A 24,406-nucleotide genomic window follows, 5' to 3' on the forward strand; every position below is an offset into this window, starting at 1 on the left:
GGCGTGGCTTATCGAGTCGTCGTCCTCGTCTCCGGGTCGGGCACACTGCTTCAGGCATTGCTCGACGCACAGGCCGCAGGCGCACTCGATGCGCGCATTGTCGCCGTGGGCTCTGATCAACCCGGTTGCCGGGCCCTGGCACGGGCGCAGGACGCCGGGGTCGACACCTTCGTCGTGCCGATGACCACGCTGCTGCCCCGCGGGAGCGCCGCCCGGCAGGCGTGGGACGAGGAGTTCGCCCGCGCCGTCGACGCCTGTTCACCGGACCTCATCGTGCTCGCGGGCTTCATGAAGCTGCTCGGCGAGCCCTTCATGCGTCGCTTTGCCGGGCGCGTGATCAATACGCACCCCGCGATGCTGCCGGCCTTCCCCGGTGCCCACGCGGTGCGCGATGCCCTGACCGCCGGGGCCACCACCACCGGATCGTCCATCTTCTGGGTGGACGACGGCGTCGACACCGGCAGCCTCATCGTGCAGGAGCCCGTGCCCGTGCGCCCCGGTGACGATGAGGACACGCTGCACGAGCGCATCAAGGTGACCGAGCGGCGACTGCTGGTGGCCACCGTCAATGAGCTGGCCCGGCGCGCGCCTGCCGGCGACCCCACGAGTGTTTGATCCCGCAAGTGTTTGACCCAACAGTTGTTTGACCCAACAGTGTTTGACCGAGCAGTGCTTGACACAGCAGCGCCTGACCGCACGAGCGTTGCAGCCAACGAATCACAAGGAGAGGCATCACATGACTGATCCCACCCGGGCCCCGATCCGCCGCGCACTGGTGAGCGTCTATGACAAGACCGGGCTCGAGGAGCTCGGCCGTGCCCTGGCCGCCGCCGGCGTCGAGATCGTCTCCACCGGCTCGACGGCCCGCAAGCTGTCGGAGGCCGGTGTGGAGGTGGTGCCGGTGGAGCAGGTCACCGGCTTCCCCGAGACCCTGGACGGACGCGTCAAGACGCTGCATCCCGCCGTCCACGCCGGGATCCTCGCCGATCGTCGCCTTGAGTCCCACCGCCGCCAGCTCGATGAGCTGGGCATCAAGCCCTTCGACCTGGTGGTGAGCAACCTCTACCCGTTCAGCCAGACCGTGGCCTCGGGCGCCGACTTCGATGAATGCGTCGAGCAGATCGACATCGGCGGACCCTCGATGGTGCGCGCCGCCGCCAAGAACCATCCGTCGGTGGCCATCATCACCAGCCCCGACCAGTACTCCCAGCTGACCGACGCCCTGGCGCAGGGCGGCTTCACCCTGGCCGCGCGCCGCGCGCTCGCCGCGAAGGCCTTCGCGCACACCGCCGCCTATGACGCCTCGGTGGCGAGCTGGTTCGCCGAACAGACCACCGACGAGGGCCTGCCCGGCTTCATCGGCCAGGCAGCCACCAAGCTGCACGACCTGCGCTACGGCGAGAACTCGCACCAGCGCGCCGCCGTCTACGCCGCCGAGGGTGCTGCCCCCGGCCTGGTGGGCGCCGAGCAACTGGGTGGCAAGGAGATGAGCTACAACAACTACACCGACGCCGATGCGGCCCGCCGCGCGGCCTACGACTTCTCGGGTCCGGCCGTGGCGATCATCAAGCATGCCAACCCCTGTGGCATCGCCGTGGGCTCCGACATCGCCGATGCCCATGCCAAGGCCCATGCCTGCGATCCCGTGTCGGCCTACGGCGGCGTGATCGCGGCCAACCAGATCGTCACGCTGGCCATGGCGCAGCAGGTGAAGCCCATCTTCACCGAGGTGATCGTGGCCCCCGACTTCGAGCCCGCCGCGCTGGAGCTGCTGCAGACCAAGAAGAACCTGCGCATCCTGAAGGCCGAGGACTTCCACTTCGACAAGTTCTTGTGGCGTGAGATCTCCGGGGGCCTGTTGGCCTCCGACCCGGATCGCCTCGACGCCCCCGGCGACCAGACCTCGGGCTGGAAGCTCGTTGCCGGCCCGGCCGCCGATGCCGTGATGCTGTCCGACCTGCTGTTCGCCTGGAAGGCCTGCCGCTCGGTCAAGTCGAATGCGATCCTGCTGGCCCACGACGGCGCCTCGGTGGGCGTCGGCATGGGACAGGTCAACCGGGTGGACTCGTGCCGCCTTGCGGTGAGCCGCGCGGGTGATCGGGCGAAGGGTTCTGTGGCCGCTTCGGACGCCTTCTTCCCCTTCTCCGATGGACCCCAGATCCTGCTCGATGCCGGGGTGAGCGCTATCGTGCAGCCCGGCGGGTCGATTCGCGACGAGGAGACCATCGAGGCGGCGTCGAAGGCCGGCGTCACGATGTACTTCACCGGGAATCGCCATTTCTTCCACTGAACCAGCCCACACTGGATCAGATTCCACAAGGACAGTTCCCATGAGCACACAGCCAACCGATCAAGGGGGATCCATGACTGCGCAGAGACTGGACGGCAAGGCCGTCGCGGCCCAGATCAAGATCGAGCTGAAGCAACGCGTTGACGCCCTGCGTGAGCAGGGCGTCAACCCGGGGCTCGGCACGGTGCTGGTGGGGGACGACCCCGCCAGCCAGATCTATGTCAACGGCAAGCACCGCGACTGCGAGCAGGTGGGCATCGAGTCATATCGCGTCGACCTGCCGGCCGATGCGACGCCGGAGCAGGTGGAACGGTCGATCCGCGTGCTCAACGACTCCACGATGTGCACCGGATACATCGTGCAGCTTCCGTTGCCCCCGCAGATCGATCCCAACTGGGCCCTGGAGCTCATTGATCCCGACAAGGATGCCGACGGCCTCACCTCGGACAACCTCGGCAAGCTCGTGCTGGGCCGCTCCGGGGTGCTGCCGTGTACCCCGCGCGGCATCGTGGAGCTGTTGCGCCGCTATGAGATCCCCCTGGACGGCGCCAAGGTCTGCGTCGTGGGCCGCGGCACCACCGTGGGACGCCCGCTCGGCCTCCTGCTGACCCGTCGTGATGTGAACGCCACGGTCACCCTGTGCCATACGGGCACCAAGAACCTGGCCGAGGAGACGCGGCAGGCCGACATCGTGATCGGCGCGGCCGGGCATCCCGGGCTGGTGACCGCCTCGATGCTCAAGCCCGGCGCCGTGGTGGTTGACGTCGGCGTGCGCCGCATCGAGGGCAAGCCGGTGGGTGACTTCACCGCCGATGTGTGGGACGTCGCCAGCTATGTGACGCCCAATCCCGGTGGGGTCGGCCCGATGACGCGTGCCATGTTGCTGGTCAACGTGGTGGAGCGCGCCGAGCAGATCGCCGCCCAGGAGCAGTAGTCCCGATGACCCCCGCCCCGCCGAGCAGCACGAAGCGGCCGGTTGCCGCGCCGCTGAAGCTCGATCGCCTGCGTGCCCAGTGGCCGTTGCTGCTGTGCCTGGCGTTCTTCGTGGCCGGAATGGCCGTCACGGCCGCCGCCCATTGGCGTCGTGGTGCCGTGCTGATGGGTGCCGGGCTGGGGCTTGCCGGAGTGCTGCGGCTCTTCCTGCCGCCGCGGCTCGCCGGGCTGCTGGTGGTGCGTCGGCGCTGGTTCGACGTACTCGTCGGCATCGTGGGGGGCACCACCATGTGCGTCCTGGCCATCCTCGTGCCGCCCCTCGAACGCTGAGCGGGCCGGGCCCGCGTCAGGCGGATTCCCACTGTCCATGGGGCACACACGTGCCCGGGGCAGCTGGTGTCCCCGGCGGCATGGCGGCCGATCAACGATGAATGGCGGGCCACCCGAGGGTGACCCGCCATTCATCGTGTCAGCCACGCGGCCGCGCCGCGCGCCAACTATCTGATCAGAATCAGATGAGGCCCATCTCGCGAACCTCGCCCTGCTCCTTGGTGAGCTCGTCGACGGTGGCAGCGATCTTCTTCTTGGAGAAGTCGTTCAGGTCGAGGCCCTGGACGATCTCGTACTTGCCGTCCTTGCAGGTCACCGGGAAGGAGCTGATGAGGCCCTCCGGCACGCCGTAGGAACCATCGGAGACGACCGACATCGAGACCCAGTCGTTGGCCGGGGTGCCGACGGCCCAGTCGTGCATGGCCTCAACGGTGGCGTTGGCGGCCGAGGCGGCCGAGCTCGCACCGCGGGCCTTGATCACCGCGCCGCCGCGCTTGGCGACCTCGGGGATGTAGGTGTTCTCGTACCAGGCTTCGTCGTTGACCAGCTCGTAGGCGTTCTTGCCGCCGACCTTGGTGTGGAACAGGTCGGGGAACTGGGTGTTGGAGTGGTTGCCCCAGATGGTCATGTTGGTGACCTCGCCCACGTTGACGCCCAGCTTCTTCGCGAGCATCGACTTGGCGCGGTTGTGGTCCAGGCGCGTCAGGGCGCTGAAGCGATCGTCGGGAATGTCAGGGGCATTGTCCTTGGCGATCAGGGCGTTGGTGTTGGCCGGGTTGCCGGTGACCAGGATGCGCACATCGTCGGCCGCAACCTTGTTGAGGGCCTTGCCCTGACCGGTGAAGATCTTGCCGTTCGCGCCAAGCAGATCGGAGCGATCCATGCCCTCCTTGCGGGGCATGGCGCCGACGAGCATGGCAAGGTTGGCTCCGTCGAAGACCTTCTCGGGGTCGTCGCCGATCTCGACGCCGGCGAGATTGGGGAATGCGCAGTCGTCGAGCTCCATGACCACGCCTTCGAGGCGCGGCAGGGCGGGGGTGATCTCGAGCAGGCGAAGCTCGATAGGCGTATCGCCGAGCAGCGAGCCGGACGCAATGCGGAACAGCAGGCTGTAACAAATCTGGCCGGCAGCGCCGGTAACGGCAACCTTGACGGGTGTAGTGCTCACGTGATTCTCCTCATCGATGAGAGTTTGAGGCGAGCCTATCGCTTGCCTGCGGGCAATGCCCGGATGGGTGGCGGGCCCCGCCGGACCACGAATTTGACCATTCAACGACAACAGGTGTGCAGGGCGGAATCATCGGTTAGGTTGTGCCCAGACGCATCAGATGAGAAAGGTGGCCCCATGGCCAAAATCAAGGTGGAAGGCACTGTCGTCGAGCTCGATGGCGACGAGATGACACGCATCATCTGGAAGCTCATCAAGGACGAGCTGATCCTCCCTTACCTGGACATCAACCTCGACTACTACGACCTTGGTATCGAGCATCGCGACGCCACCGACGACCAGGTGACGGTGGACGCCGCGAATGCCATCAAGAAGCACGGTGTGGGCGTGAAATGCGCCACCATCACGCCCGATGAAGCGCGTGTGAAGGAATTCGGCCTCAAGAAGATGTGGCGCTCGCCCAATGGCACCATCCGCAACATCCTCGGCGGCGTCATCTTCCGCGAGCCCATCGTGATCTCCAACATCCCCCGACTGGTGCCCGGCTGGAAGAAGCCCATCGTCATCGGGCGCCACGCCTTCGGCGACCAGTACCGCGCCACCGACGTGAAGCTGCCCGGTGCGGGCACCGTCACGCTCACCTACACCCCCGACGACGGCTCCGAGCCCATGGAGATGGAGGTCGTGAAGATGCCCGAGGCCGGCGGTGTGGCCATGGGCATGTACAACTTCAACAAGTCGATCGAGGATTTCGCCCGCGCGAGCTTCAACTACGGGCTCAATCGGCACTACCCGGTCTACCTGTCGACGAAGAACACGATCCTCAAGGCCTACGACGGCCAGTTCAAGGACATCTTCGCGCGCATCTTCGAGGACGAGTACAAGGAGCGCTTCGACGCTGCCGGACTCACCTACGAGCACCGCCTGATCGACGACATGGTCGCCTCGGCCCTCAAGTGGGAGGGCGGCTATGTGTGGGCCTGCAAGAACTACGACGGCGACGTGCAGTCGGACATCGTGGCGCAGGGCTTCGGCTCGCTGGGCCTCATGACGTCGGTGCTGCTCAGCCCCGACGGCAAGACCATGGAGGCCGAGGCGGCCCACGGCACCGTGACCCGCCACTACCGCAAGTACCAGGCCGGGGAGGAGACCAGCACGAACCCGATCGCGTCGGTGTTCGCCTGGACCGGTGGCCTGCGCCATCGTGGCGAGCTTGATGGGACCCCCGGGTTGGTCGCCTTCGCCGACACCCTGGAGAACGTCTGCGTGAAGACGGTCGAGAGCGGCCGGATGACCAAGGACCTCGCCTCGTTGGTCGGGGGCGATCAGGGCTATCTCAACACCGAGGACTTCATGAAGGCCCTGTCCGACGGCCTGGCCGAGGCGCTGCGCTGAGCCCTGCCTGCGCAGGCCAGTCGTCTGCTGTGTGAATCCATCGCCCCGGGGGAGTTGTCCTGCCGGGGCGGTGGTGTCCTCAGGGCCGGGCCGGCCCATTACGGCAGGCCGGCGAGCCGGGCTCGCCCACTAAGGCAGGCCGGCGAGCCGGGCTCGTCCACTAAGGCAGGCCGGCAAGCCGGGCTCGTCCACTAAGGCAGGCCGGCAAGCCGGCCGAGGGCAGCGGCCAGGGCTCCGAGGAGGACCACCACGATGAAGGGGGCCCTCAGCTTCAGGGCGATCGCCGCCACGAGCAACGACACCAGGCGCGCATCGGGGGTGAGTCGCTGACCCGACGACACCGTGTTCATGATCGTCAACGACGCCAACAGGCCCACCGTCATCATCTTGGCCAGCGCGATCACCTGCGGACGGTCGAGCACCGAGCGGGGCAGCAGGTATCCGGCGAGCTTGATCACGAACGCCGAGGCGGACGCGATGAGCACCCATGCGGTCAGGCTCACGGCGTGGCCCCCTCGTCGGGGTTGCGCCGTCGCCATGGTGTCGCCACTCCCACACCACCGCGGTGACCAGGGCGGCGATGATCACCGGGATGCCCGGCGGCACGATCGGAATCGTGATCACGGTGATGGCCGCCGAGACCACCGCAATGGCGATCGGGTCGCGCGACTTCAGCCGTGGCCACAGCAATCCCAGGAAGGCGGCGCAGGCCGCCCCGTCCAGTCCCCATTGCTTCGGGTCGCCCATCGCGTCCCCGGCCAGCGCCCCCACCAGGGTGAACAGGTTCCACAGCACATAGACGCCGACCCCGGCGGTCCAGAAGCCGCGGTGCTGCTCGGCCAGGATGTCCTGCGAGGTGGCCGTCGCATTGGATTCGTCGATGGTGATCTGCGCCATCAACGGGATGCGCCGGCTCGAGGGGCGCAGCAGGGCCTTGATCTGCATGCCATAGATGCCGTTGCGGATGCCGAGCATGGTGGCGGCTCCCCACGCGGCCGCTCCGGTGCCGCCCCCGGCGATCACGCCGATGAAGGCGAACTGGGAGCCCCCGGTGAACATCAGTGCGCTCAGCGCGCAGGCCTGCCACACGGTGAGCCCGGCAGTGACCGCCAGCGCTCCGAACGAGATGCCGTACATGCCCGTCGCCACGGAGATCGCCAGCCCCATGCGCACAGCAGGAGTGAGGCGTTCGCGCAGGGGGATGGGCACCCGGTCAGGCTAGTGGAAGCCCGCAGGCGACTGCCCCGGGACGGTCGGCTGCTGAGAAATCACGGGGCTTCCGGGCCGGCCGGGCATCGGGAATCCGCACGGTGACCACCGGTCCATCCCCGGCTCGTGGCGGGCCCGACGAGCCGCCTTGACTATTCTCGAAGACGTGAAGCTTGAGTCCGCTGCCCAGTCATCCCCCGATGCGGAGGGCCATAGTCCCTCGTCCAGTGTGCAGCTGAGGCGGTGCTGACATGCCCATCTGGGGCTCTATCGCCGTCATCTTCGTCCTGTTCTTCATCGGCGGCGTGTTCTCGGCCGCCGAGATGGCCCTGGTGTCACTGCGCGATGCGCAGATCGAACAGCTGAGCACCCGCGGCAAGCGCGGGCGTGCCGTCAAGGAGCTCACCTCCAACCCGAACCGCTTCCTGTCGGCCGTGCAGATCGGCGTCACGCTCGCCGGCTTCCTGTCATCGGCCTTCGGCACCGATTCGTTGGCCGGGGCCTGGGTGGCGCCCGCCTTCGCCCGCTGGGGTGTGGCGCCGGGCCTTGCCGGAGTGCTCGCGGTGATCGTGGTCACCGCGCTGATCTCGTTCTTCTCGATCGTGATCAGCGAGCTGTTCAGCAAGCGCCTTGCGCTGCAGCGTCCCGAGACGATGGCCCTGGTGCTGGCGCCCATCGTGAACGGGCTGGCCAAGGTCTTCCGTCCCGTGATCTGGGCCCTGGGAGCCAGCACCAATGCGTTGGTGCGCCTGGTCGGCTTCGATCCGAAGGCCGGCAAGGAGGGCGTCAGCGACGAGGAATTGCGCTCGATGGTGGTCAACGCGCATTCGCTGGGCGCCGAGGAGAAGCACATCGTCGATGAGGTCTTCAGCGCCGGTGACCGCAGCCTGCGCGAGGTGATGGTGCCGCGCACCGAGGTTGACTTCCTCCCGGGCAATATGACCGTCGACCAGGCGATCCGCGAGGTGCAGGGCGCCCCGCACAGTCGCTATCCGGTGATCGACGGCTCGCCCGACAGGGTGCTGGGCTTCCTGCACGTGCGCGACCTGATGGGCGTGGGTTCCACGCCCCGCAACACCCCCATCTCGAAGCTGGTGCGGCCGGTGCTGAGCCTGCCCGAGACCGTCCGGGTGCCCCGGGCCCTGTCGGACATGCGCCGGGCCCATTCGCACCTGGCGATCGTCCTTGACGAATACGGTGGCACCGCCGGGGTGGTCACCCTGGAAGACCTGGTGGAGGAACTGATCGGCGACATCACCGATGAATACGACGTGGTGGACGATGACACCCGCAAGCACCGCCAGCTGTCCGAGATCGATGGCCTGACGACGCTGGAGGACTTCGAGGACGCCACCGGCCATGTGATCCCCGAGGGCCCCTATGACACGGTGGCCGGATTCTTCATGACCGAGCGCGGCGAGGTCCCCACGGTGGGCGATTCCATCAAGGTCTCCCTCGACTCGGACGCCCCGGTCTCCGACGACGATGAGGACGAGGAGAAGCTCCGCGGCGACGACTATGAGCTCACCGTCACCCAGATGGACGGACGCCGCATCGCCTGGCTGCGGCTGCGTGCGCTGTCGGACACAGCCGAGCTCGGCGCAGGCGTCATCGAACCGGCCGCGGCCCAGGCGGCGACCAAGCCCGCCACCGAGCTCGCCGCGGACGGTGACCCGAACACGGTGGCCCATCTCACCGAGACACTCGCCCGCAACAAGGTGGCCACCGACGTCGGCAAGGCCGACCCGGGCGGCAACGCCCAGCGTCCATGAATACCCAGCGTCCATGAACATCCAACGCCCATGAACCAGCGCCCCCACGAGCTCCGCGTGATGCGGGATCCCGAGTGCCGATGAACCTCGAACGACGTGCGCCACGACGCGAACGCCAGCGTGCCCGCCGTGCGCTGACGCCCGACCCGGACGGCCTGCGCCTGCTGACCAGCACCGACGGCGTCGACTTCGCCCGCGCCGCCGTCGGCCAGTGCGGCGGCGAGGTAATCTCGGCGCGCCTGGACCACATCGACCACCAGCCCGGCCGCGGCACCAGCGTGCTCTACTCCTGCGATGTGAACTGGCCCGGTAGCCGTCGCCTCGAGCTGGTGGGGCTCACCTGGCGTGCCGGAGGGCTCAACCCCGCCGACCTGGACGCCGAGGTCTTCCACGATGACAACCACGAGGTGGCCGCGTGGATCTATCCCGAGGACCCGGACCTGCCCGGCCTGGCCCGGGCAACGGTCGTCGACCAGGTGCTGGCCCTGCTGCTGGAGCACCGGCTGGTGCCCGTCTCATGCGACGCCAGCCAACTCAGCCTGCAGATGGTCAGCTATCGTCCCCGTGCCCGGGCGGTGGTGCGGGCCAGCCTGCGCGCCGCCGGGTCGAACAGGCCCGCGATGGTGTTCTACCTCAAGGCGTTCACCGCCGCTGATGGTCCGCGCGCCCTGCGACGCCTGGAGATGATGGGCCGCGCCGGGCTTCCCGTGGCCCGCCTGCTGGCCGCCACCGACGACCAGCTGCTGGTGCTGGCGGCGCTCGACGGGCAGCCGATGGCCCACCACATCTTCGACGAATCCCCGGCCGTGAGCGGCGATCAGCTGGTCGGCCTGCTGGACGAATTGCCCGCCGGGCTGCTCGACCTGCCACGCCGTCCCGCCTGGGCCGACGCCGTGGGGCACTACGCCGACATGGTCGCCGGGCAATTGCCGGCCGCCGGCGACCGCGCCCGGGAGGTGGCCCGGGTCGTCGGCGCCGCGGCCGACACGGCACCGGCCGAGGAACCCACCCATGGCGACTTCCACGAGGGCCAGCTGTTCCTGTCCGGCGGGCGGGTCAGCGGGCTGCTCGACGTCGAGGCGGCAGGTCCCGGGCGGCGCGTGGATGACCTGGCGTGCATGATCGCCCACCTGAGCACCGTGCAACACATGGATGCGGGCCAGGCCGCCCGCACCGAGGTGTTGATCAGGCGGTTGTTGGCCTCCTTCGACGCGCGGGTCGACCCGGTGCAGCTGCGGCTGCGCGCAGCCGGCGTCGCCATCTCGCTGGCAAGTGGCCCCTACCAGGAGCAGGCACCCGATTGGAAGCACCAGACGCTGGGCATCCTGGCGGGGGCGGAGAACCTCATCCGGCGCGCCGAACAGCTCTAGCGCGAGGATGCCCGGGCCGAGCACCAACCGGCACAGACCGAACCGACACAGACCGACCCGACGCGGCGCGAACAGGCACGGGCCGACGGCCACTGGGGGAGCGGGCCCCGGGTCGGTAGCATCAGGGCCGTGTTGAAGCCCCGCCTGGTTGTCCTTGGTCTGTCGCTCGCGCTCGCGATGGTTGGTTGCGCGAGGACGCCGCCGAGCAGTGGTTCCTCGTCGGCCCACGCGCAGGTGAAGGCCTGCCTGGTGTCGGGTGCCAACGGCTTCGATGACAAGGGTGCCAGCCGGGCGGCATCGCAAGGGCTCGACAGGGCCGTCGCCCAGTTGGGCGTGCAGTCCGACCGGGCCGAGGCCCACTCGGTGGGCGACTATCCGGCGGCCATCCAGTCGATGGTGGGTGCGGGATGCACCTACATCCTCGGCGCGAGCCCCGACCAGTCCGACGCACTGGCCGCGGCGGCCCGCGCCAACACCGACCTGCATTTCGCGCTGGTGGGGGCCACCAAGCCGGTGAGCGAGAAGAACCTGAAGCTCGTGCGCTTCCAGTCCTCCCAGGTCGGTTTCCTGGCCGGCTACCTGGCGGCGGCCAGCAGTTCCAGCGGCACCGTGGGCACCTTCGGGGCCACCAATGCCCCCGCGGTCACCCTGTACATGGACGGATTCAGCCAGGGGATCACCTATTTCAACCAGAAGGCGTCCAAGGCGGTGAAACTCGTCGGCTGGACGATGGGCTCACAGAGCGGTGACTTCCTGGGCGGGGCCGACCCCTATTCCGACAAGGAGGGAGCCCGCGCCCGGACCGAGGACCTGATCGGTCAGGGCGCCGATGTGATCATGCCCGTGGCGGGGACTGCCGACACCGGTGCCGTCCAGGCCGTGAACGCCCATCAGGGCACCCGGCTGGTCGGCACGGGCAGCGACCTGTGCGCCAGCTACGTCGATGCCTGCGCCGCCACACTGGGGACTGCTGCCGCGGGAGTCGACCAGATGGTCTTCGACGCCATCGAGGAGGCGGGCGCCGGCTTCACGAACACCACGCTGGTGGGCACCCTGGCCAACGGTGGGGTGACGATGGTGGGCGTCGGCAAGGGCGCGCCGGTGGCGCAGAACATCGCGGACGACCTCACGGCGGTCTCCCAGGGCATCAAGGACGGCTCGATCAAGGTGACCTCGCCGTCCAGCGTGTCCTGAGCGCCGCCCATCCCCACCGCGGCAGCTCCCGGACGCCGGAACCCGGGGTGGCCCGCCGATAGGGTGACGGGGTGATCGTCGCTGCAGCAGATGGCTCCTCCCTGAACAATCCCGGCCCGGCCGGCTGGGCGTGGTTCATCGACAAGGACAACTGGGCGTGCGGGGGATGGCCCCACGGCACCAACAACCGGGGCGAGCTGATGGCATTGCTGCAGCTGCTCACCGCCACCGCGGGCGCGCCCGATGAGCCGCTCAAGGTGCTGTGCGATTCGCAGTATGTGATCAACTCCGTGACCAAGTGGATGGCCGGCTGGAAGCGTCGCGGCTGGGTGAAGGCCGACAAGAAGCCGGTGCAGAACGTCGAGTTGCTGAAGGCCATCGACCAGGCGATCACCGGGCGCACCGTCAGCTTCGAATGGGTGAAGGGCCACGCCGGGCATCCCCTCAACGAGGCGGCCGACACGCTCGCCCACGGCGCGGCCACGGCGTACCAGCAGGGCAAGCTGCCCGATCCCGGGCCGGGATTCCGCGGCTCGGGGCCGGTCGGGGTGCCGGGAGAGCCGGCACGCGGCAACGCGTCGGGACCAGCACGCGGCGACGCGTCCGAGGCGGCACGTGGCCGGGTCGCGCCGGAACCGGCGTCCACCCGGGAGCACCGCTCCGTGCTGGGTGCCCCCTCGCCGACGGTTGACCCCGACGCCGAGCCCGACCTGTTCAGCATCGCCGACGATCCGGCCGATGACTTTGCCGAGGTGGTGCGGGCCGAGCAATCCCTGCTCACTGACGAGGTGCGCTCCGATCCGGCCAGGTTGCGCGTGCTGTTGCACCCTGATTTCGTGGAGTACGCGGCCTCGGGGCGCATCTGGACCCGCGCCCGCCTCATGGCCCAGATCGGGCCGTTGCCGCGCAGGGTGACCTTCGAGGTGATGGGCCAGACCCGCCTGTCGGCGGACACGGTGTTGCTGCGGTGGAAGGCGATCGACTCCGCCTCCACCAGCCTGCGCAGTTCCATCTGGGTGCGCGACGACGCCCTGGGGCGTCCGCGATGGCGGCTGTTGTTCGCCCAGGGGACGGTGCAGGCCCCCGGCGCACCGAGAACATAGCGGCACCCCGAACACAGATTGCGCTGGTATCGAAGCCTGCCCACCATTCGGGCGCGGGTGAGGCACACTGAGTGCCATGGGGCACACAGTTATCCAGGTGCCGGTACCGGCACTCGAAACGGTCGTGCGACCTCATGTCCTGGCATCGCGGCCAGGCGTGAAGCTGCCCGACGACGACGTGGTTTGCGCGCACATCACCCTGTTGGGGCCGTTCGTTGACAAGACGGACGTCACGGCAGGGCTGGTGACAACGATCCGTCAGGTGTTCAACGACGTCCACCGTTTCGAATTCGAACTCACCGATTTCAGGGGCTTCGCCGACGGGTTGGTCTATTTGGCGCCCGAGCCGGCCGAGCCGTTCAAGCAACTCACCGAAAGGCTCGTCGAGGCATTTCCTGCGTGGCAGCCATATGGCGGTCAATTCGACGAGGTGATCCCGCACCTGTCGTTGGGCACCAGCCTTCCCGCCTACGAGATCATGGCCTTGTTGCGCAAGCTTCCCGTGGAGGAGGTGGCCGACAGGGTGACCCTCACCTGGTGGGGTGACGACGAGATCACCAACCTGGAGGAGTTCCCGCTGCTTGCGGACTGAGCTGCGGGATCTCCCGGCGGGAGGTTCCCCGGGGCTGTTCCCGGGGAACCGACCCGGGGAATCATCCTGAGGGGCTCAGCCGACGATGGCGCGGGCCTTGTCGGGATCAATGTCCTCGATACGGGCCACCGACCAGTGGGGCTGGCGGTCCTTGTCCACCAGCTGGGCCCGCACGCCCTCCACGAAGTCGCATTGCGGATCGGGGAGCAGCGCCCGGGCAATGGCGAGGTCCTGGTCGAGCACATCACCGACGCTGTGGAGCGTGGCTGCGCGACGGATCGCGGCCAGCGACACGGCGACCGACAGGGGGGAACGCGTGCGGATCAGCTCGCCGGCCTGCACGGCACGCTCATCGCTACTGGCCTCCAGGCGGGTGATGATCTCGCGGGCGTCGTCGCCCACGAAGTAGTCGTCCACCCATGCCAGGTCCAGGTCAGGCTTGGCGGACATCAGGTCAACCTGGTCGACCAGGCCCGCTGCCAGCGCCGTGTTCGCATCGATCGTGAGCCCGGTCAGGGCCAGCCACGTGCCGATCTCGCCCGGCAGTCGCGAGAACTCGAACAGCATTCCGACGTCGGGCCACAGCCCAATGCCCACCTCGGGCATCGCCATCGCCAGGTCGGCGGTGGCCACGCGGGTGGCCCCGTGCATGCCCAATCCCAGTCCGCCCCCCATCGCCACGCCGTGCAGGTGGGTGGTGACGGGCTTGCCGAACTGGGCCACGACGGCGTCCATCGCGTACTCGTCGGCCAGGAACTCCAGTGCGGACTGCACGCCGTTCTCGATCATCGTGGAGCGCATCCAGCGCACATCGGCGCCCGCGCAATAGGCACGGCCCTCGCCGCTGATGTCCAGGGCCTGCACGGACGCATCGTCGCGCCAGGCGCTCAGCTGTTCGGTGATCACGGCGATCATCTGGGGCGACAGGGCATTGAGCGCCGTGGGGCGCATCAGCCGCAGGTAGCCGGTGCCCTCACGCACCTCGAACTGCACATCACCATCGGCCATTGGCGTCTCCTCATCTCGTGGCGCCCCGAGCAGCCGTTGCATGCCCGTGGGCAGATCCGTCTCATCGGCGAGGCTATCGCGCCGGCAGGCGTGCGACCTGCTGCCGGCCCCGCTGGGTCCACGAGCGGCTGCCGGCCCCGCCGGGCCGCGGGCGTGCGTCGACACCAATGCCGTTCCCACTATTCTGGGGGCCATGTGCGCTCATATTCTTGCCACGGCCGCGTGGCCCTATGCCAACGGCCCCCGCCATATCGGTCACGTCTCGGGTTTCGGGGTGCCCTCCGATGTTTTCGCACGGTATATGCGCATGTCCGGTAATGACGTCCTGCTCGTGTCGGGTTCCGATGAGCACGGCACGGCCATCCAGGTGAAGGCCGATGCCGAGGGGCTCACCGCCCAGGAGACCGCCGACAAGTACCACCGCATCATCGTGGAGGACCTGCAGGGGCTGGGCCTGTCGTACGACCTGTACACACGGACCACGACGCTCAACCACGAGGCCGTCACCCAGGAGGTGTTCCGCACCCTCTACGACAATGGCTACATCATCGAGAAGACCCAGCTCGGGGCCATCTCGCCGAGCACGGGTCGCACGCTGGCCGACCGCTATATCGAGGGCACCTGCCCCATCTGCGGCTATGAGTTCGCCCGCGGCGACCAGTGCGACAACTGCGGGAACCAGCTTGATCCGATCGACCTGATCAATCCGCACTCCCGTATTGACGGTGAAGTTCCCGATTTCGTGGAGACCACGCATTTCTTCCTCGACCTTCCCGCACTCGCCGAGGAACTGATGACCTGGCTGAACTCACGCAAGGACTGGCGTCCCAATGTGTTGAACTTCAGCTACAACTTCGCCAAGGAGCTCAAGCCGCGGGCCATCACCCGTGACCTCGACTGGGGCATCCCGATCCCGGTTGAGGGCTGGGAGAACGACGACATGAAGCGCATCTACGTGTGGTTCGACGCCGTGATCGGTTACCTGTCGGGTTCCATCGAATGGGCGCGGCGCACCGGCGACCCCGATGCCTGGAAGGCCTGGTGGCAGGACCCCGAGGCCCGCAGCTACTACTTCATGGGCAAGGACAACATCGTCTTCCACTCGGTGATCTGGCCCTCCATGCTGTTGGGGCTCAACGGTGAGGGTTCGCGGGGCGGCACGCCCAGCAAGTGGCTCGGCAAGCTCGACCTGCCCACCGAGGTGGTCAGCTCGGAGTTCCTCACGATGAAGGGCTCCAAGGTGGACACCAGCCACGGTGTGGTGATCTATGTGGGCGACTTCCTGCGCGAATTCGGACCCGACACGCTGCGCTATTACATTGCGGTGGCCGGCCCGGAGAACAAGGACACCGATTTCACCTGGGATGAATTCGTGCGGCGCAACAACAATGAGCTCGCCAATGAGTGGGGCAATCTCGTGAACCGCTCCTTGTCGATGGCCTTCAAGAACAATGGCGAGATTCCGCCGGCCCATGAGCTGCTCAATGTCGACGCCGAGCTGCTGGCCAGCTCGAAGGCGGCATTCATCACGGTGGGCAAGCTCATCGAGGAGTGCAAGTTCAAGGCGGCGATCACCGAGGCGATGCGCGTGGTGGCCACCGCCAATCAGTACATCAGCCAGCAGGAGCCGTGGAAGCTCGGCGATGACACCGATCGGCGCGACACCGTGCTCAACACCGCCCTGCAGGTGGTGTCCGATGCGAACACGCTGCTCACCCCGTTCATGCCGCATTCGGCACAGAAGATCTTCGAGATGTTGGGCGGCACCGGCGTGTGGGCGGCCCAGCCCGAGATCCGTGAGGTGTCGGAGGGCGAGGGCGACCAGGAGCACAGCTACCCCGTGCTGATGGGTGACTATGACTCGGCCCAGGCGGTCTGGCAGTCGTTGCCCATCAAGGTCGGCACCCCGCTGACCAAGCCGGTGCCGTTGTTCCGCAAGCTGGACGAGGCACTGGCCGAGAACGGTCCGGAGTGGGCCAAGCTCTGAGTCGGGGGCATCGCGTCACCTGCCCGGGCTGCTCGCCGCCGGCTTCGGCTGAGGGCGAGCAGGCTTGGTTTCGGGGCGTGCCGACTTAGGCTGGGCCAGTCAGGGTCCGAGTCACTGGGGCATCGAGCCACAGGGACATTGGGCCACAGGGGCATCGAGCCACACGGGCATGGGCCGCAGGAACAGCCCGGGCACGATGGCCCGGCCAACCAGCAGGGGAGTGATGCATGAGCAGCGAGGCGATCAGTCGGTTTGCCCGCAGCCATGTGCGTCGCGCCACCAGTGGCTGGCAGCCGTCAACCAACCTGCGTGGCGACGTCGACCAGGCGCGTGAGCTGATCTCGGGGGCGGCCGGGGTGGTGGTGCTCACCGGTGCCGGCATGAGCACCGGCTCGGGAGTGCCCGACTACCGCGGTCCCGATTCGATCCGCGCCACGCCGATCCTGTACCACGAGTTCCGTCACGATCCGGTGGCCCGGCAGCGCTATTGGGCCAGGAATTATCAGGGCTGGGCCGTCATGTCGAGGGCACAACCCAATGAGGGGCACCGCGCGCTGTCCCGCTGGGAGCACACTGGCTCGCCCAGCCCGCTGGTCGGGGTGATCTCACAGAACGTCGACGGGCTGCACGAGGCCTCCGGTACGCGTCAACTGCTCACCCTGCACGGACGCGGCGCCGATGTGATCTGCCTTGATTGTGCCCGGATGTTCCCGCGTGCCGACATGCAGCAGTGGATGGCTGCGCTCAATCCCGGGGTGCCGATGAACGATCACCTGGGGCCGGCCGAGCTGCGTCCCGACGCCGACGCCGAGGTGGAGAACTGGCAGGGCTTCCGGGTGCCGCCCTGCCCGGCCTGCGGCGGGATGTTGAAGCCCGATGTGATCTTCTTCGGCGAGCCGGTGCCGCGCGGACGCGTCGCCGCCGCCTTCGCCTGGTGTGACGCCGCCGATGTGCTGCTGGTGGCCGGGTCGAGCCTCACCGTGATGTCGGGCCTGCGGTTTGCCCGGCACATGAACAAGGCCGGCAAGCCGGTGATCATCATCAACCATGGCGCCACCCGCGCCGATGAGTTCGCCACCGTGCGCCTCGACGAGGACACCACCCGCGTGCTGCCCGAGCTGGTCGGATTCGGCGGCACCGACCGGCGCTAGGCGGACGCGGGGCCGGGCTCAGTCGGTGAAGGCCGACACGTGGAGCTGCCCGTTCACATAACGGGCCATGTACACCTGACGCAGCGTGGTGCCGGCCCTGCCCAACTGGTCATCGAGCCATTCCTGGTTCTTGCCGGTCAGCTCGAGGGCATATTCGTCGATCTGCCCGTCGAGGATGATCGGGAACTGCGTCAGGTCGTCGCCCTCCATGGTGACCGTCAGCTGGCCGTTCTGCTCAAGCACGGCACGACGCACCTTCGCCATGTCGGTGGCGCCGCTGTTGCGCAGCTTGAGCGCCAGGTCGTGGGCCGAGACGCCCAGTCGTGCCAGTTGCGCCACGTCCAGGCGTCCATCACGCAGCACCTCGGTGGGTTCCCCGTCGATCACGTGCTTGACCAGGCGCACATGGTTTGACCCGAACTTCGCGCCCAGCACGATGAGCGTCCACAACAACAACACGATGAGGAACTGGATGGGCGTGATGGCGGAGTTGTAGATCATGCCGCCGACGATTCCGCCCAGCACATAGTTCTGCAGCTGGTCGATCGCGGAGTTGGGGGCCAGCATGCCCTTGCCCGAGAGGTTGATCTGCAACACGAGGCAGATGAAGCCCAGGGCGAGCTTGAGCGCCAGCGCCCAGAAGTCGTAGGGGACCATGGTCATTTCACGTACTCGATCTGTGAGTTCATCAGCTGGGTGCGGGTGAGCTGGTAGCTGCCGATGTTCTTGTCGTTGTTGAAGGTGACCTCGTAGAAGCTCTTGTCACCCACCTTGATGATCAGTCCGGTGGACAGATTGGTCTGGCTCACCGCGATGTCGCCGGTGGTGGAGTACTGCGCCTGCGCCACGTTGTCGATGAAGCTCATCATCTTGCCGGAGTTGTCCAGCGAGGCCTGCGACTCGAAGAAGTCCGTGGCCTGCATGGCCATGGCCAGCGCGGCGACCAACGAGACGATGATGAGCATCTCGCGCACCCTCATATCGCTACGGCGATGTCGGTAGAGGACGAGCAGCACCACCAGCGCCGCCAGGATCGCCCCGATCACCACCAGGCGCCAGTACAGGCCGGCATTGGTGGAGTTGGCCTGGAAATACGAGTAGGTCCACATCTTCATGCGCGGGGTTTCCTTTCATCCGGTCCGGACGACGGCACCGGCGGGGTGGGTTCGGCTGGCTGGCGCATCGCGGCGGCAGCTCACAGTACAGGTGGCCCTGCGCGGTGCCGGGTCGGGTGTGCCGGGGGGTGTGAGTGGCGCCATGTCGCGGCGCAGGCTCCTGCCCGCACCGTCAATGGCTGCTCTGGGACGCCAGCTTGGTGCGGTAGACGTCGATCTTGTCATCGAGGAACGCCAGTTGCTCGTCGAGGCGACGACGCCGGGCCTCGAGTTCACCGCGATGGCTCTGCAGCATGGCAAGGCGCACCGGCACGGTGGAATCGCCCTCATGGCGCAACTGGGAGTATTCCTGCACCTGGGCCAGGGGCATCCCGGTGTCGAGCAGCCGCTGGACGGCCCGGATCCACGCGATGTCGTGGTCGGTGTAGTCACGGTCGCCGACGTCGGAGCGGGAGGGCTCCAGGATGCCGCGTCGTTCGTAGTAGCGCAGCGTCGACGCGGGGATTCCGGTGATCTGGCTGACCTCACTGATGCGCATGGGGCGATCATCCACCGAATCGCGCTTGCCTTGAACCCTGGTTCAAACCCTAGCGTCGCAGTCGCCGGAGCCATCCGGCAGATAACCAGTCCTTCCAAGGAGACGCACGTCCATGACTGACAATCACACGACCAACGAACGCTATGACCGCGGGCTTGAGGCACTCAACCGCATCAATGGGAACAACGGGAACCAGGTGCTCGATTCGCTGGCCGATGTCGCGCCCGATCTGGGGCGTTGGATCATCGAGCAGGCCGGCGACGTCTACCCCCGTCCGGAGTTGGACATGCGCCAACGCGAGTTGGTGACGCTGGCAAGCCTGACGACCCAGGGCGACACGCACGACCAGCTCGTGGTGCACATCAACGGGGCCCTCAACGTGGGGCTGTCCCGCGCAGAAGTCACCGAGGCATTCCTGCACTGCGTGCCCTATGTCGGCTTTCCCAAGGTGCTCAATGCGGTGAGCGTGCTGCGCGAGGTGCTGGCGACGCGCGGGGCCGGGGCGCCGAGCGCGTCATGAGCACGAGCCGATTCGTCGCCGAGCTGGCCGATCTGATCTCTGCCAGCCATCGGATCGTGGCCTTCTCCGGAGCAGGAGCCTCCACCGGCTCTGGGATCCCCGACCTGGCCGGCATTGACCAGGTCCTGCGGGCCGATTGGGGGTTCAGCGGCTCGGTGTTCACTTGACCATAGATTTTGTGTATCGTGCCAACATCACAACACAAAGTCTCCGTCAAGGGATATGGGGTAATCATGCATCTTCGCAAGAATGGTATTGCTAACCGATCTCGGATACCTGTTAATAGTGTTGTGTGGATACCACTATCCTTGCTCTTGTCGTGGCTGATTGTTTTTCGAGCTGATTGGGGAGACCAGCCGGTTCTAGGGTGGATAGTCATGGCGATCATATGTGTGGTCGTTGCCAGTCTATCCTGGCTCATCCCAATCGGGGGTGTAGGAGTTGGGGTCTGAAGCCGCCGGTCTCGAGCAGGCTTCGGGCGATGTAGTTGGTCAGGTTGCGGAACCCGAGTGCGGAGCCGCGCAGGTGTTCGAGCCGTCCGTTGAGCGCCTCGGTCGGCCCGTTGCTGGTGCCGGGTCGTTCGAAGTAGGCGAGCACGTCAGCGGCTCGCTTCTTCAGGGTCCGGCCCAGGGTGGTGAGCTCGGTGAGCACCTTGGGGACGCCGGCGCTGAGGTCGGTGATCAGCTTCTCCATGAGCTCGCGGCCACGTTGCCGGTCCTCGTGGCGATAGGCGGCGATCATGCGCTGGTAGACACCCCAGGTCGCCTCGACCTCGACGTGAGCGTCATCAACGAACAGCGCGCGTAGCCTGTCGCTCTGCTTGTCGGTGAGCAGGTCCGCGCCGGTGTGCAGCGTGCGCCGCGACTTGTAGAGCGGGTCGTCCCTGAACCCACGGTGCCCGTGGATCGCGAGTTGGACCCGGCGCCGGCACCTGTCGAGGGCGTCACCGGCCAGGCGCACGACGTGGAAGGGATCCATCACCGTGACCGCGTCCGGGATCTCCTCTGCAGCGGCGGTCTTGAACCCGGTGAAGCCGTCCATCGCGACCACCTCGACCGCGTCACGGAAGGCGTCGTCGCGGTCGGCGAGCCAGGTCTTGAACGCCGCCTTCGACCGGCCCTCGACCATGTCCAGCAGCCTTGCTGGGCCGGCGCCATCGCGGACCGGGGTGAGGTCGATGATCACGGTGACGTACTTGTCGCCACGCCTGGTGTGGCGCCAGACGTGCTCATCGACGCCAATGACCTTCACGCCCTCAAACCGCGTGGGGTCGTTGATCAGCAGCCGCTTGCCTTCAGCCAGGACCGCGTTGTTGGCGGTGTCCCACGCGACCCCGAGTCCCTCGGCGACACGGGCGACGGTGAGGTGTGCGACCACGATCCCTTCCAGCGCCCACCGCAGCCCGGTGCGCGAGAGCTTCGCGCGTGGCTCCGCCGCGGCGCTGGTGTCTTGGCGCCACACGTGTCCGCAGTCGGCACAGCGGTAGCGGCGCACTACAACTTCCAGCACGGTCGGTCGCCAGCCCAGCGGCTCGTGGGCCAACCGCCGGATCACGGTGTCACGAGCAGCGCCTTCGCTGCCGCACCGTCGGCACCACTGATCTGGTTCCACCACGCGGCACGCGAGGACCGCACGATCCGGTTCAAGTCGTTGTCCGGTCACGCTCAGACCGAGGCCGTCGAGTCGAGCGAAGGCGGTCAGGTCAGGGCGGCCGAAGCCGGCCGGCGGGGTAGCGTCGGACACGTCGAGGTCTTTCGGATGGATGGCGTAGGAACCTCCATCGTCGGGAGACCTCGACGTCTATCTGCGGACCGACGCGCCCGGCCGACCTACACCCTCATCTGAGAAGACCCTCTATCCTTTGCGTGTCTTTGTCACTCGGGTCTGATTCGGCTGAGCGGAAAGAAGCATTTTAACGGACCTGTTGCACTATTCTTTGGGGTTTCATCGTTGGTAGCCATCATATTGGGAGGGGTGGCCGCCAGTTCAATTAATAGCATCGGGTCTGACAGAACGCCAATGCGGCTGATAAGTATTCAGGGAGTCCCAACGGTCGTCAAATTTGATAAAAACATGGTACTTTTCCGGTGATAGTTCGTCCGAGGGGTTAGCGTGCTTAGAAGGACGAGCATTCGCGTTGAGAATTCAGGGGGAAAGTATATTGCATTTGACAACGGAAGAAGGATTGGGGAAATCAATCTCGGAGAGACGAAGTATCTTCCCGAGACTGACACGGAGGAGAATCTCAGCCTATTTGTCGGGGCGGCGCTGATTCTCACGCCGGTACCTCTCGGGCTCCTTGCGTGTTGTGCCCTTCGCCGACCCGAGGGGATCCGACGCCTAGCGTGGACGAACATTTACGCGAGAGCGGCAGTCTCGATGGCAGCTTGGATTCTTCTGTTCTCCATAACGGGCGCCGGCGGGATCAATGACATCGATGCAATCGGGTGGGCGATGGGGCTGATCGCAGCGTTCTCTCTTCTGGGGTCATGGGTGGGCGTGGTCATTGTATGGCGAGAATCGTTGCTCGTTCTTGGAAGGCAGCCGCTGCGGAAAATATGGGGAGTCGTTGCGCAGCAATGTCTTTCGGTCTATATGCGTCAGGACTACGAATAATGCAGAGACCCGAGGCGGGGTGTGGCACCTTGGGCTAGATGTACTTCCCCGTGACGTTGTGAACGCGGGCTGAGGGAGTCTGGCCGCCGATCCCGGTGTGGGGTCTGTGGTGATTGTAGTGATGGAGCCAGGTCTCGTAGGCTGCGGCGCGCTCGGCTTCGCTGGCGTAGGGCTTCGCGTAGGCCCACTCGACGGCGAGGGTTCGGTTGAACCGCTCGACCTTGCCGTTGGTCTGCGGCCGGTATGGCCGGGTCCACTTGTGCTTCACCTCGTCGCCGAGCGCGTCAGCGAAGGCGCCTGACCGGTAGCAGGAACCGTTGTCGGTCATCACCGCGGTGACTGTGACGCCCAGGCCTGCGAAGAACGCGTTCGCGCGGGTCCAGAACCCCGCTGCGGTCTCTTTGCGCTCGTCGTCAAGGATCTCTGAGTACGCGATCCGGGAGTGGTCGTCCACGGCGTGGTGCAGATACCGGTAGCCGCGAGAGCCGGCTGCCCCGGCACGGGCTGCCTTGTCGCGGGCCACTCCCGCGTGACGGTCCTGCATGGATCCGCGACCGTGGGCACGCCACCCGCCGCCGTCGGGGATCCGGCCTTGTTTCTTGATATCTACGTGCACGAGCTGGCCCGGCGCGGCGACCTCGTACCGTGTCGGCTTCGGGCGGCGAACCGGCAGCCCGGTGGCCTGGTCGATGTTGATCAGCTTCGGCATCTTGTATCGGGCGAGCACCCGACCGACCGTGGAACGGTGCAACCGCAGGTGATACGCGATCCGGTGCGGACCCCACCGGCGAGTGAACCGCAACGCGACGATCCGATGCTCCGTCTTACGCGAAAGCCGGTTCGGTGACGAGGTGGGCCTCGAACTACGGTCGATCAACGGCAGCCCTGCCCGGTACCTGTCGGCCCACCGCTTCACCGTCGCGGGCGAGCACTGGAACCGTTCCGCCGCCCGCCGCAACGACCAGCCCTGTTCCACGACGAGAACAGCAAGACGACGACGCCCTTCCGGTGTCAAGGGTGCGTTAGCGTGAGTCACGAAGACCTCCGTGGTCAGGAGAGTGAGTGTGGTAACCCACATCCTGCCCGGAGGTCTTCGCTACCTCACCCGTTCACAACCTCCCGGGGAAGTACATCTAGAGAGGCGCAATGCGTGGGTATCTCCATGAGGTGCCGACACGGTGATGTCGACAAATCCTCCTAATAGTCTTGAGCTGCCCCTACGCCGCTCAGCGCGGCGATGTCACCGGCCGACGCATCGCCATCGGATAGCCGTCGGGAGTGATGTTCAACCAACGCGATGGGCGGAACCCGAAGCGTTCATACAGGCGCTGCGCGCCGGGGGTGGTGGCCTCCAGGCAACAGGCCAGCGGCGGGCCGGCGTCGATCGGTCCGAGCCGGTGGGCCAGCAGTTCCGCGCCGATGCCGGCGCCCCGTGCGTCGGGGTGCACGGCGATGTCCTCCAGGTACCAGTTCGGCTGGGCCGGGTGGGCCTTCTCGAGCCTGGCCAGCAGCCTGCGGGCGACGAGCACCTGGCGGGGCCCCAACAACACGGCGCAGCCCACGGCCTGCACCACGGCGCGGGCGAGCGAGAACTTCGGATTGGGTGCCTGCCATGAGGCGGCGCCCACGATGGCGCCATCGGGCTCGCAGCGCGCGACGTCGATGACACCGGTGCGGAAGGTCCCGGTGCGCAGGGTGAGCTCATAGAGCCTTGTCAGCCGGGCACGGCGTCCTGCTCCGGGAGGCACGATCCGTTCGATGAAGGGATCCGATGCGAACCCCAGCATCAGCAGGTGGGCGCACTCGGCAAGCTCTTCGCGGGTGGCGGGGCTGATGATGACGGGCATCGAATTCCTTCGGCAGGGAGCGCCAGGACCATATGGGTGCGTTCCCTTGGTGGCTGATGTTTGACCCTTGAAGCGTAGACGCGCACGTGCGTGGCTGTCCTGCCGATGGGCGGTGGCCGCATCTCACGGTGAGGCGTCACGATGGTCATGTGGGCATGCGGTGAATCACCCGGATCCGACAGGAGTTGGTACTTGCCTTCCTCTCCGCGACCGGCTGGGGCAGGCTCCCATGGTGCGGTTGTGACCAGCCGGGCATGTCAGGATGCCG

At 66.9% G+C, this 24,406-nt stretch carries 24 protein-coding genes and 1 pseudogene; 15 read left to right on the top strand and 10 right to left on the bottom strand.

Annotated features, from left to right (window positions below; genetic code table 11):
* Positions 1–3 precede the first annotated feature (3 nt).
* The 4 genes from purN (at position 4) to RM25_RS03170 (ending at position 3,553) form a co-directional block, all read left to right on the top strand.
* On the top strand, positions 4–615 hold the full coding sequence (gene purN, locus RM25_RS03155; protein ID WP_044636042.1) for a phosphoribosylglycinamide formyltransferase: 612 nt from the start codon (positions 4–6) through the stop codon (positions 613–615).
* 121 nt (positions 616–736) lie between these two features.
* Positions 737–2,290, top strand: a complete 1,554-nt coding sequence (gene purH / locus RM25_RS03160; RefSeq protein ID WP_044636043.1) for a bifunctional phosphoribosylaminoimidazolecarboxamide formyltransferase/IMP cyclohydrolase — start codon at positions 737–739, stop codon at positions 2,288–2,290.
* Positions 2,291–2,363: 73 nt separating this feature from the next.
* Positions 2,364–3,224 carry a bifunctional methylenetetrahydrofolate dehydrogenase/methenyltetrahydrofolate cyclohydrolase gene (locus RM25_RS03165; RefSeq protein WP_044636044.1) on the top strand — a complete coding sequence of 287 codons (861 nt, stop codon included), beginning with the start codon at positions 2,364–2,366 and terminating at the stop codon, positions 3,222–3,224.
* Between the two features lie 5 nt (positions 3,225–3,229).
* Positions 3,230–3,553, top strand: coding sequence for a DUF3017 domain-containing protein (locus RM25_RS03170; RefSeq protein ID WP_052809098.1), 324 nt, complete (start codon positions 3,230–3,232; stop codon positions 3,551–3,553).
* A 181-nt stretch (positions 3,554–3,734) separates the two neighbouring features.
* On the opposite strand, the gene RM25_RS03175 is transcribed toward RM25_RS03170, so the two are convergent.
* Complete coding sequence (locus RM25_RS03175) at positions 3,735–4,721, bottom strand: malate dehydrogenase (RefSeq protein ID WP_013160603.1); 987 nt, start codon at positions 4,719–4,721, stop codon at positions 3,735–3,737.
* Positions 4,722–4,898: 177 nt separating this feature from the next.
* Here RM25_RS03175 and RM25_RS03180 point away from each other — a divergent pair, with 177 nt between their 5' ends.
* A complete protein-coding gene (locus RM25_RS03180) occupies positions 4,899–6,116 on the top strand; it encodes an NADP-dependent isocitrate dehydrogenase (RefSeq protein ID WP_013160604.1) in 1,218 nt (405 codons plus the stop codon).
* A gap of 191 nt (positions 6,117–6,307) precedes the next feature.
* On the opposite strand, the gene RM25_RS12545 is transcribed toward RM25_RS03180, so the two are convergent.
* Entirely contained in the window at positions 6,308–6,619 is a 312-nt protein-coding gene (locus RM25_RS12545; RefSeq protein WP_013160605.1) for an AzlD domain-containing protein, read from the bottom strand.
* Between the two features lie 62 nt (positions 6,620–6,681).
* Between RM25_RS12545 and RM25_RS13180 the strand changes: the two genes are divergently transcribed.
* Positions 6,682–6,915: a hypothetical protein gene (locus RM25_RS13180; protein ID WP_230845413.1), complete on the top strand. Its 234-nt coding sequence runs from the start codon at positions 6,682–6,684 to the stop codon at positions 6,913–6,915.
* Between the two features lie 8 nt (positions 6,916–6,923).
* On the opposite strand, the pseudogene RM25_RS13185 reads toward RM25_RS13180, so the two are convergent.
* Positions 6,924–7,283: pseudogene (locus RM25_RS13185) on the bottom strand (AzlC family ABC transporter permease); the annotation flags it as partial.
* 293 nt (positions 7,284–7,576) lie between these two features.
* Here RM25_RS13185 and RM25_RS03200 point away from each other — a divergent pair.
* From RM25_RS03200 to RM25_RS03220, 5 genes are all read left to right on the top strand, one after another.
* Positions 7,577–9,097 carry a hemolysin family protein gene (locus tag RM25_RS03200; protein ID WP_013160607.1) on the top strand — a complete coding sequence of 507 codons (1,521 nt, stop codon included), beginning with the start codon at positions 7,577–7,579 and terminating at the stop codon, positions 9,095–9,097.
* 80 nt (positions 9,098–9,177) lie between these two features.
* Positions 9,178–10,467 (top strand): phosphotransferase family protein, encoded by a 1,290-nt coding sequence (locus RM25_RS03205; protein WP_013160608.1) that lies wholly within the window; start codon positions 9,178–9,180, stop codon positions 10,465–10,467.
* A gap of 129 nt (positions 10,468–10,596) precedes the next feature.
* Positions 10,597–11,661 (top strand): BMP family ABC transporter substrate-binding protein, encoded by a 1,065-nt coding sequence (locus RM25_RS03210; RefSeq protein ID WP_080774465.1) that lies wholly within the window; start codon positions 10,597–10,599, stop codon positions 11,659–11,661.
* Between the two features lie 71 nt (positions 11,662–11,732).
* Entirely contained in the window at positions 11,733–12,764 is a 1,032-nt protein-coding gene (locus RM25_RS03215; protein WP_044636048.1) for an RNase H family protein, read from the top strand.
* 76 nt (positions 12,765–12,840) lie between these two features.
* Positions 12,841–13,356 (top strand): 2'-5' RNA ligase family protein, encoded by a 516-nt coding sequence (locus tag RM25_RS03220; RefSeq protein WP_036939541.1) that lies wholly within the window; start codon positions 12,841–12,843, stop codon positions 13,354–13,356.
* 75 nt (positions 13,357–13,431) lie between these two features.
* Here RM25_RS03220 and RM25_RS03225 read toward each other — a convergent pair whose 3' ends face one another.
* Positions 13,432–14,364, bottom strand: a complete 933-nt coding sequence (locus RM25_RS03225; protein ID WP_044636049.1) for an enoyl-CoA hydratase/isomerase family protein — start codon at positions 14,362–14,364, stop codon at positions 13,432–13,434.
* A 193-nt stretch (positions 14,365–14,557) separates the two neighbouring features.
* Here RM25_RS03225 and metG point away from each other — a divergent pair, with 193 nt between their 5' ends.
* Positions 14,558–16,351 (top strand): methionine--tRNA ligase, encoded by a 1,794-nt coding sequence (metG, locus tag RM25_RS03230; RefSeq protein ID WP_036939536.1) that lies wholly within the window; start codon positions 14,558–14,560, stop codon positions 16,349–16,351.
* A 227-nt stretch (positions 16,352–16,578) separates the two neighbouring features.
* Positions 16,579–17,502: a Sir2 family NAD-dependent protein deacetylase gene (locus RM25_RS03235; RefSeq protein WP_013160614.1), complete on the top strand. Its 924-nt coding sequence runs from the start codon at positions 16,579–16,581 to the stop codon at positions 17,500–17,502.
* An 18-nt stretch (positions 17,503–17,520) separates the two neighbouring features.
* Here the strand turns inward: RM25_RS03235 and RM25_RS03240 are convergent, their stop codons facing one another.
* From RM25_RS03240 to RM25_RS03250, 3 genes are all read right to left on the bottom strand, one after another.
* Positions 17,521–18,165, bottom strand: coding sequence for a DUF421 domain-containing protein (locus RM25_RS03240; RefSeq protein WP_013160615.1), 645 nt, complete (start codon positions 18,163–18,165; stop codon positions 17,521–17,523).
* Positions 18,162–18,617 (bottom strand): DUF3290 domain-containing protein, encoded by a 456-nt coding sequence (locus RM25_RS03245; RefSeq protein WP_013160616.1) that lies wholly within the window; start codon positions 18,615–18,617, stop codon positions 18,162–18,164. The genes RM25_RS03240 and RM25_RS03245 overlap by 4 nt, the downstream gene beginning before the upstream one ends.
* A gap of 172 nt (positions 18,618–18,789) precedes the next feature.
* Positions 18,790–19,155: a MerR family transcriptional regulator gene (locus RM25_RS03250; RefSeq protein ID WP_013160617.1), complete on the bottom strand. Its 366-nt coding sequence runs from the start codon at positions 19,153–19,155 to the stop codon at positions 18,790–18,792.
* Positions 19,156–19,267: 112 nt separating this feature from the next.
* Here RM25_RS03250 and RM25_RS03255 point away from each other — a divergent pair, with 112 nt between their 5' ends.
* On the top strand, positions 19,268–19,675 hold the full coding sequence (locus tag RM25_RS03255) for a carboxymuconolactone decarboxylase family protein (RefSeq protein WP_013160618.1): 408 nt from the start codon (positions 19,268–19,270) through the stop codon (positions 19,673–19,675).
* A complete protein-coding gene (locus RM25_RS12700) occupies positions 19,672–19,842 on the top strand; it encodes a hypothetical protein (protein ID WP_013160619.1) in 171 nt (56 codons plus the stop codon). The genes RM25_RS03255 and RM25_RS12700 overlap by 4 nt, the downstream gene beginning before the upstream one ends.
* Positions 19,843–20,092: 250 nt before the next feature.
* On the opposite strand, the gene RM25_RS03260 is transcribed toward RM25_RS12700, so the two are convergent.
* From RM25_RS03260 to RM25_RS11795, 3 genes are all read right to left on the bottom strand, one after another.
* On the bottom strand, positions 20,093–21,418 hold the full coding sequence (locus RM25_RS03260; protein ID WP_026138135.1) for an ISL3-like element ISPfr2 family transposase: 1,326 nt from the start codon (positions 21,416–21,418) through the stop codon (positions 20,093–20,095).
* 907 nt (positions 21,419–22,325) lie between these two features.
* Positions 22,326–23,327, bottom strand: a complete 1,002-nt coding sequence (locus tag RM25_RS03270; protein WP_144406025.1) for an IS481-like element ISPfr17 family transposase — start codon at positions 23,325–23,327, stop codon at positions 22,326–22,328.
* Between the two features lie 190 nt (positions 23,328–23,517).
* Positions 23,518–24,138, bottom strand: coding sequence for a GNAT family N-acetyltransferase (locus RM25_RS11795; protein WP_052809099.1), 621 nt, complete (start codon positions 24,136–24,138; stop codon positions 23,518–23,520).
* Between the last annotated feature and the right edge of the window lie 268 nt (positions 24,139–24,406).

The organism is Propionibacterium freudenreichii subsp. freudenreichii, assembly GCF_000940845.1.
Lineage (GTDB): Bacteria > Actinomycetota > Actinomycetes > Propionibacteriales > Propionibacteriaceae > Propionibacterium > Propionibacterium freudenreichii.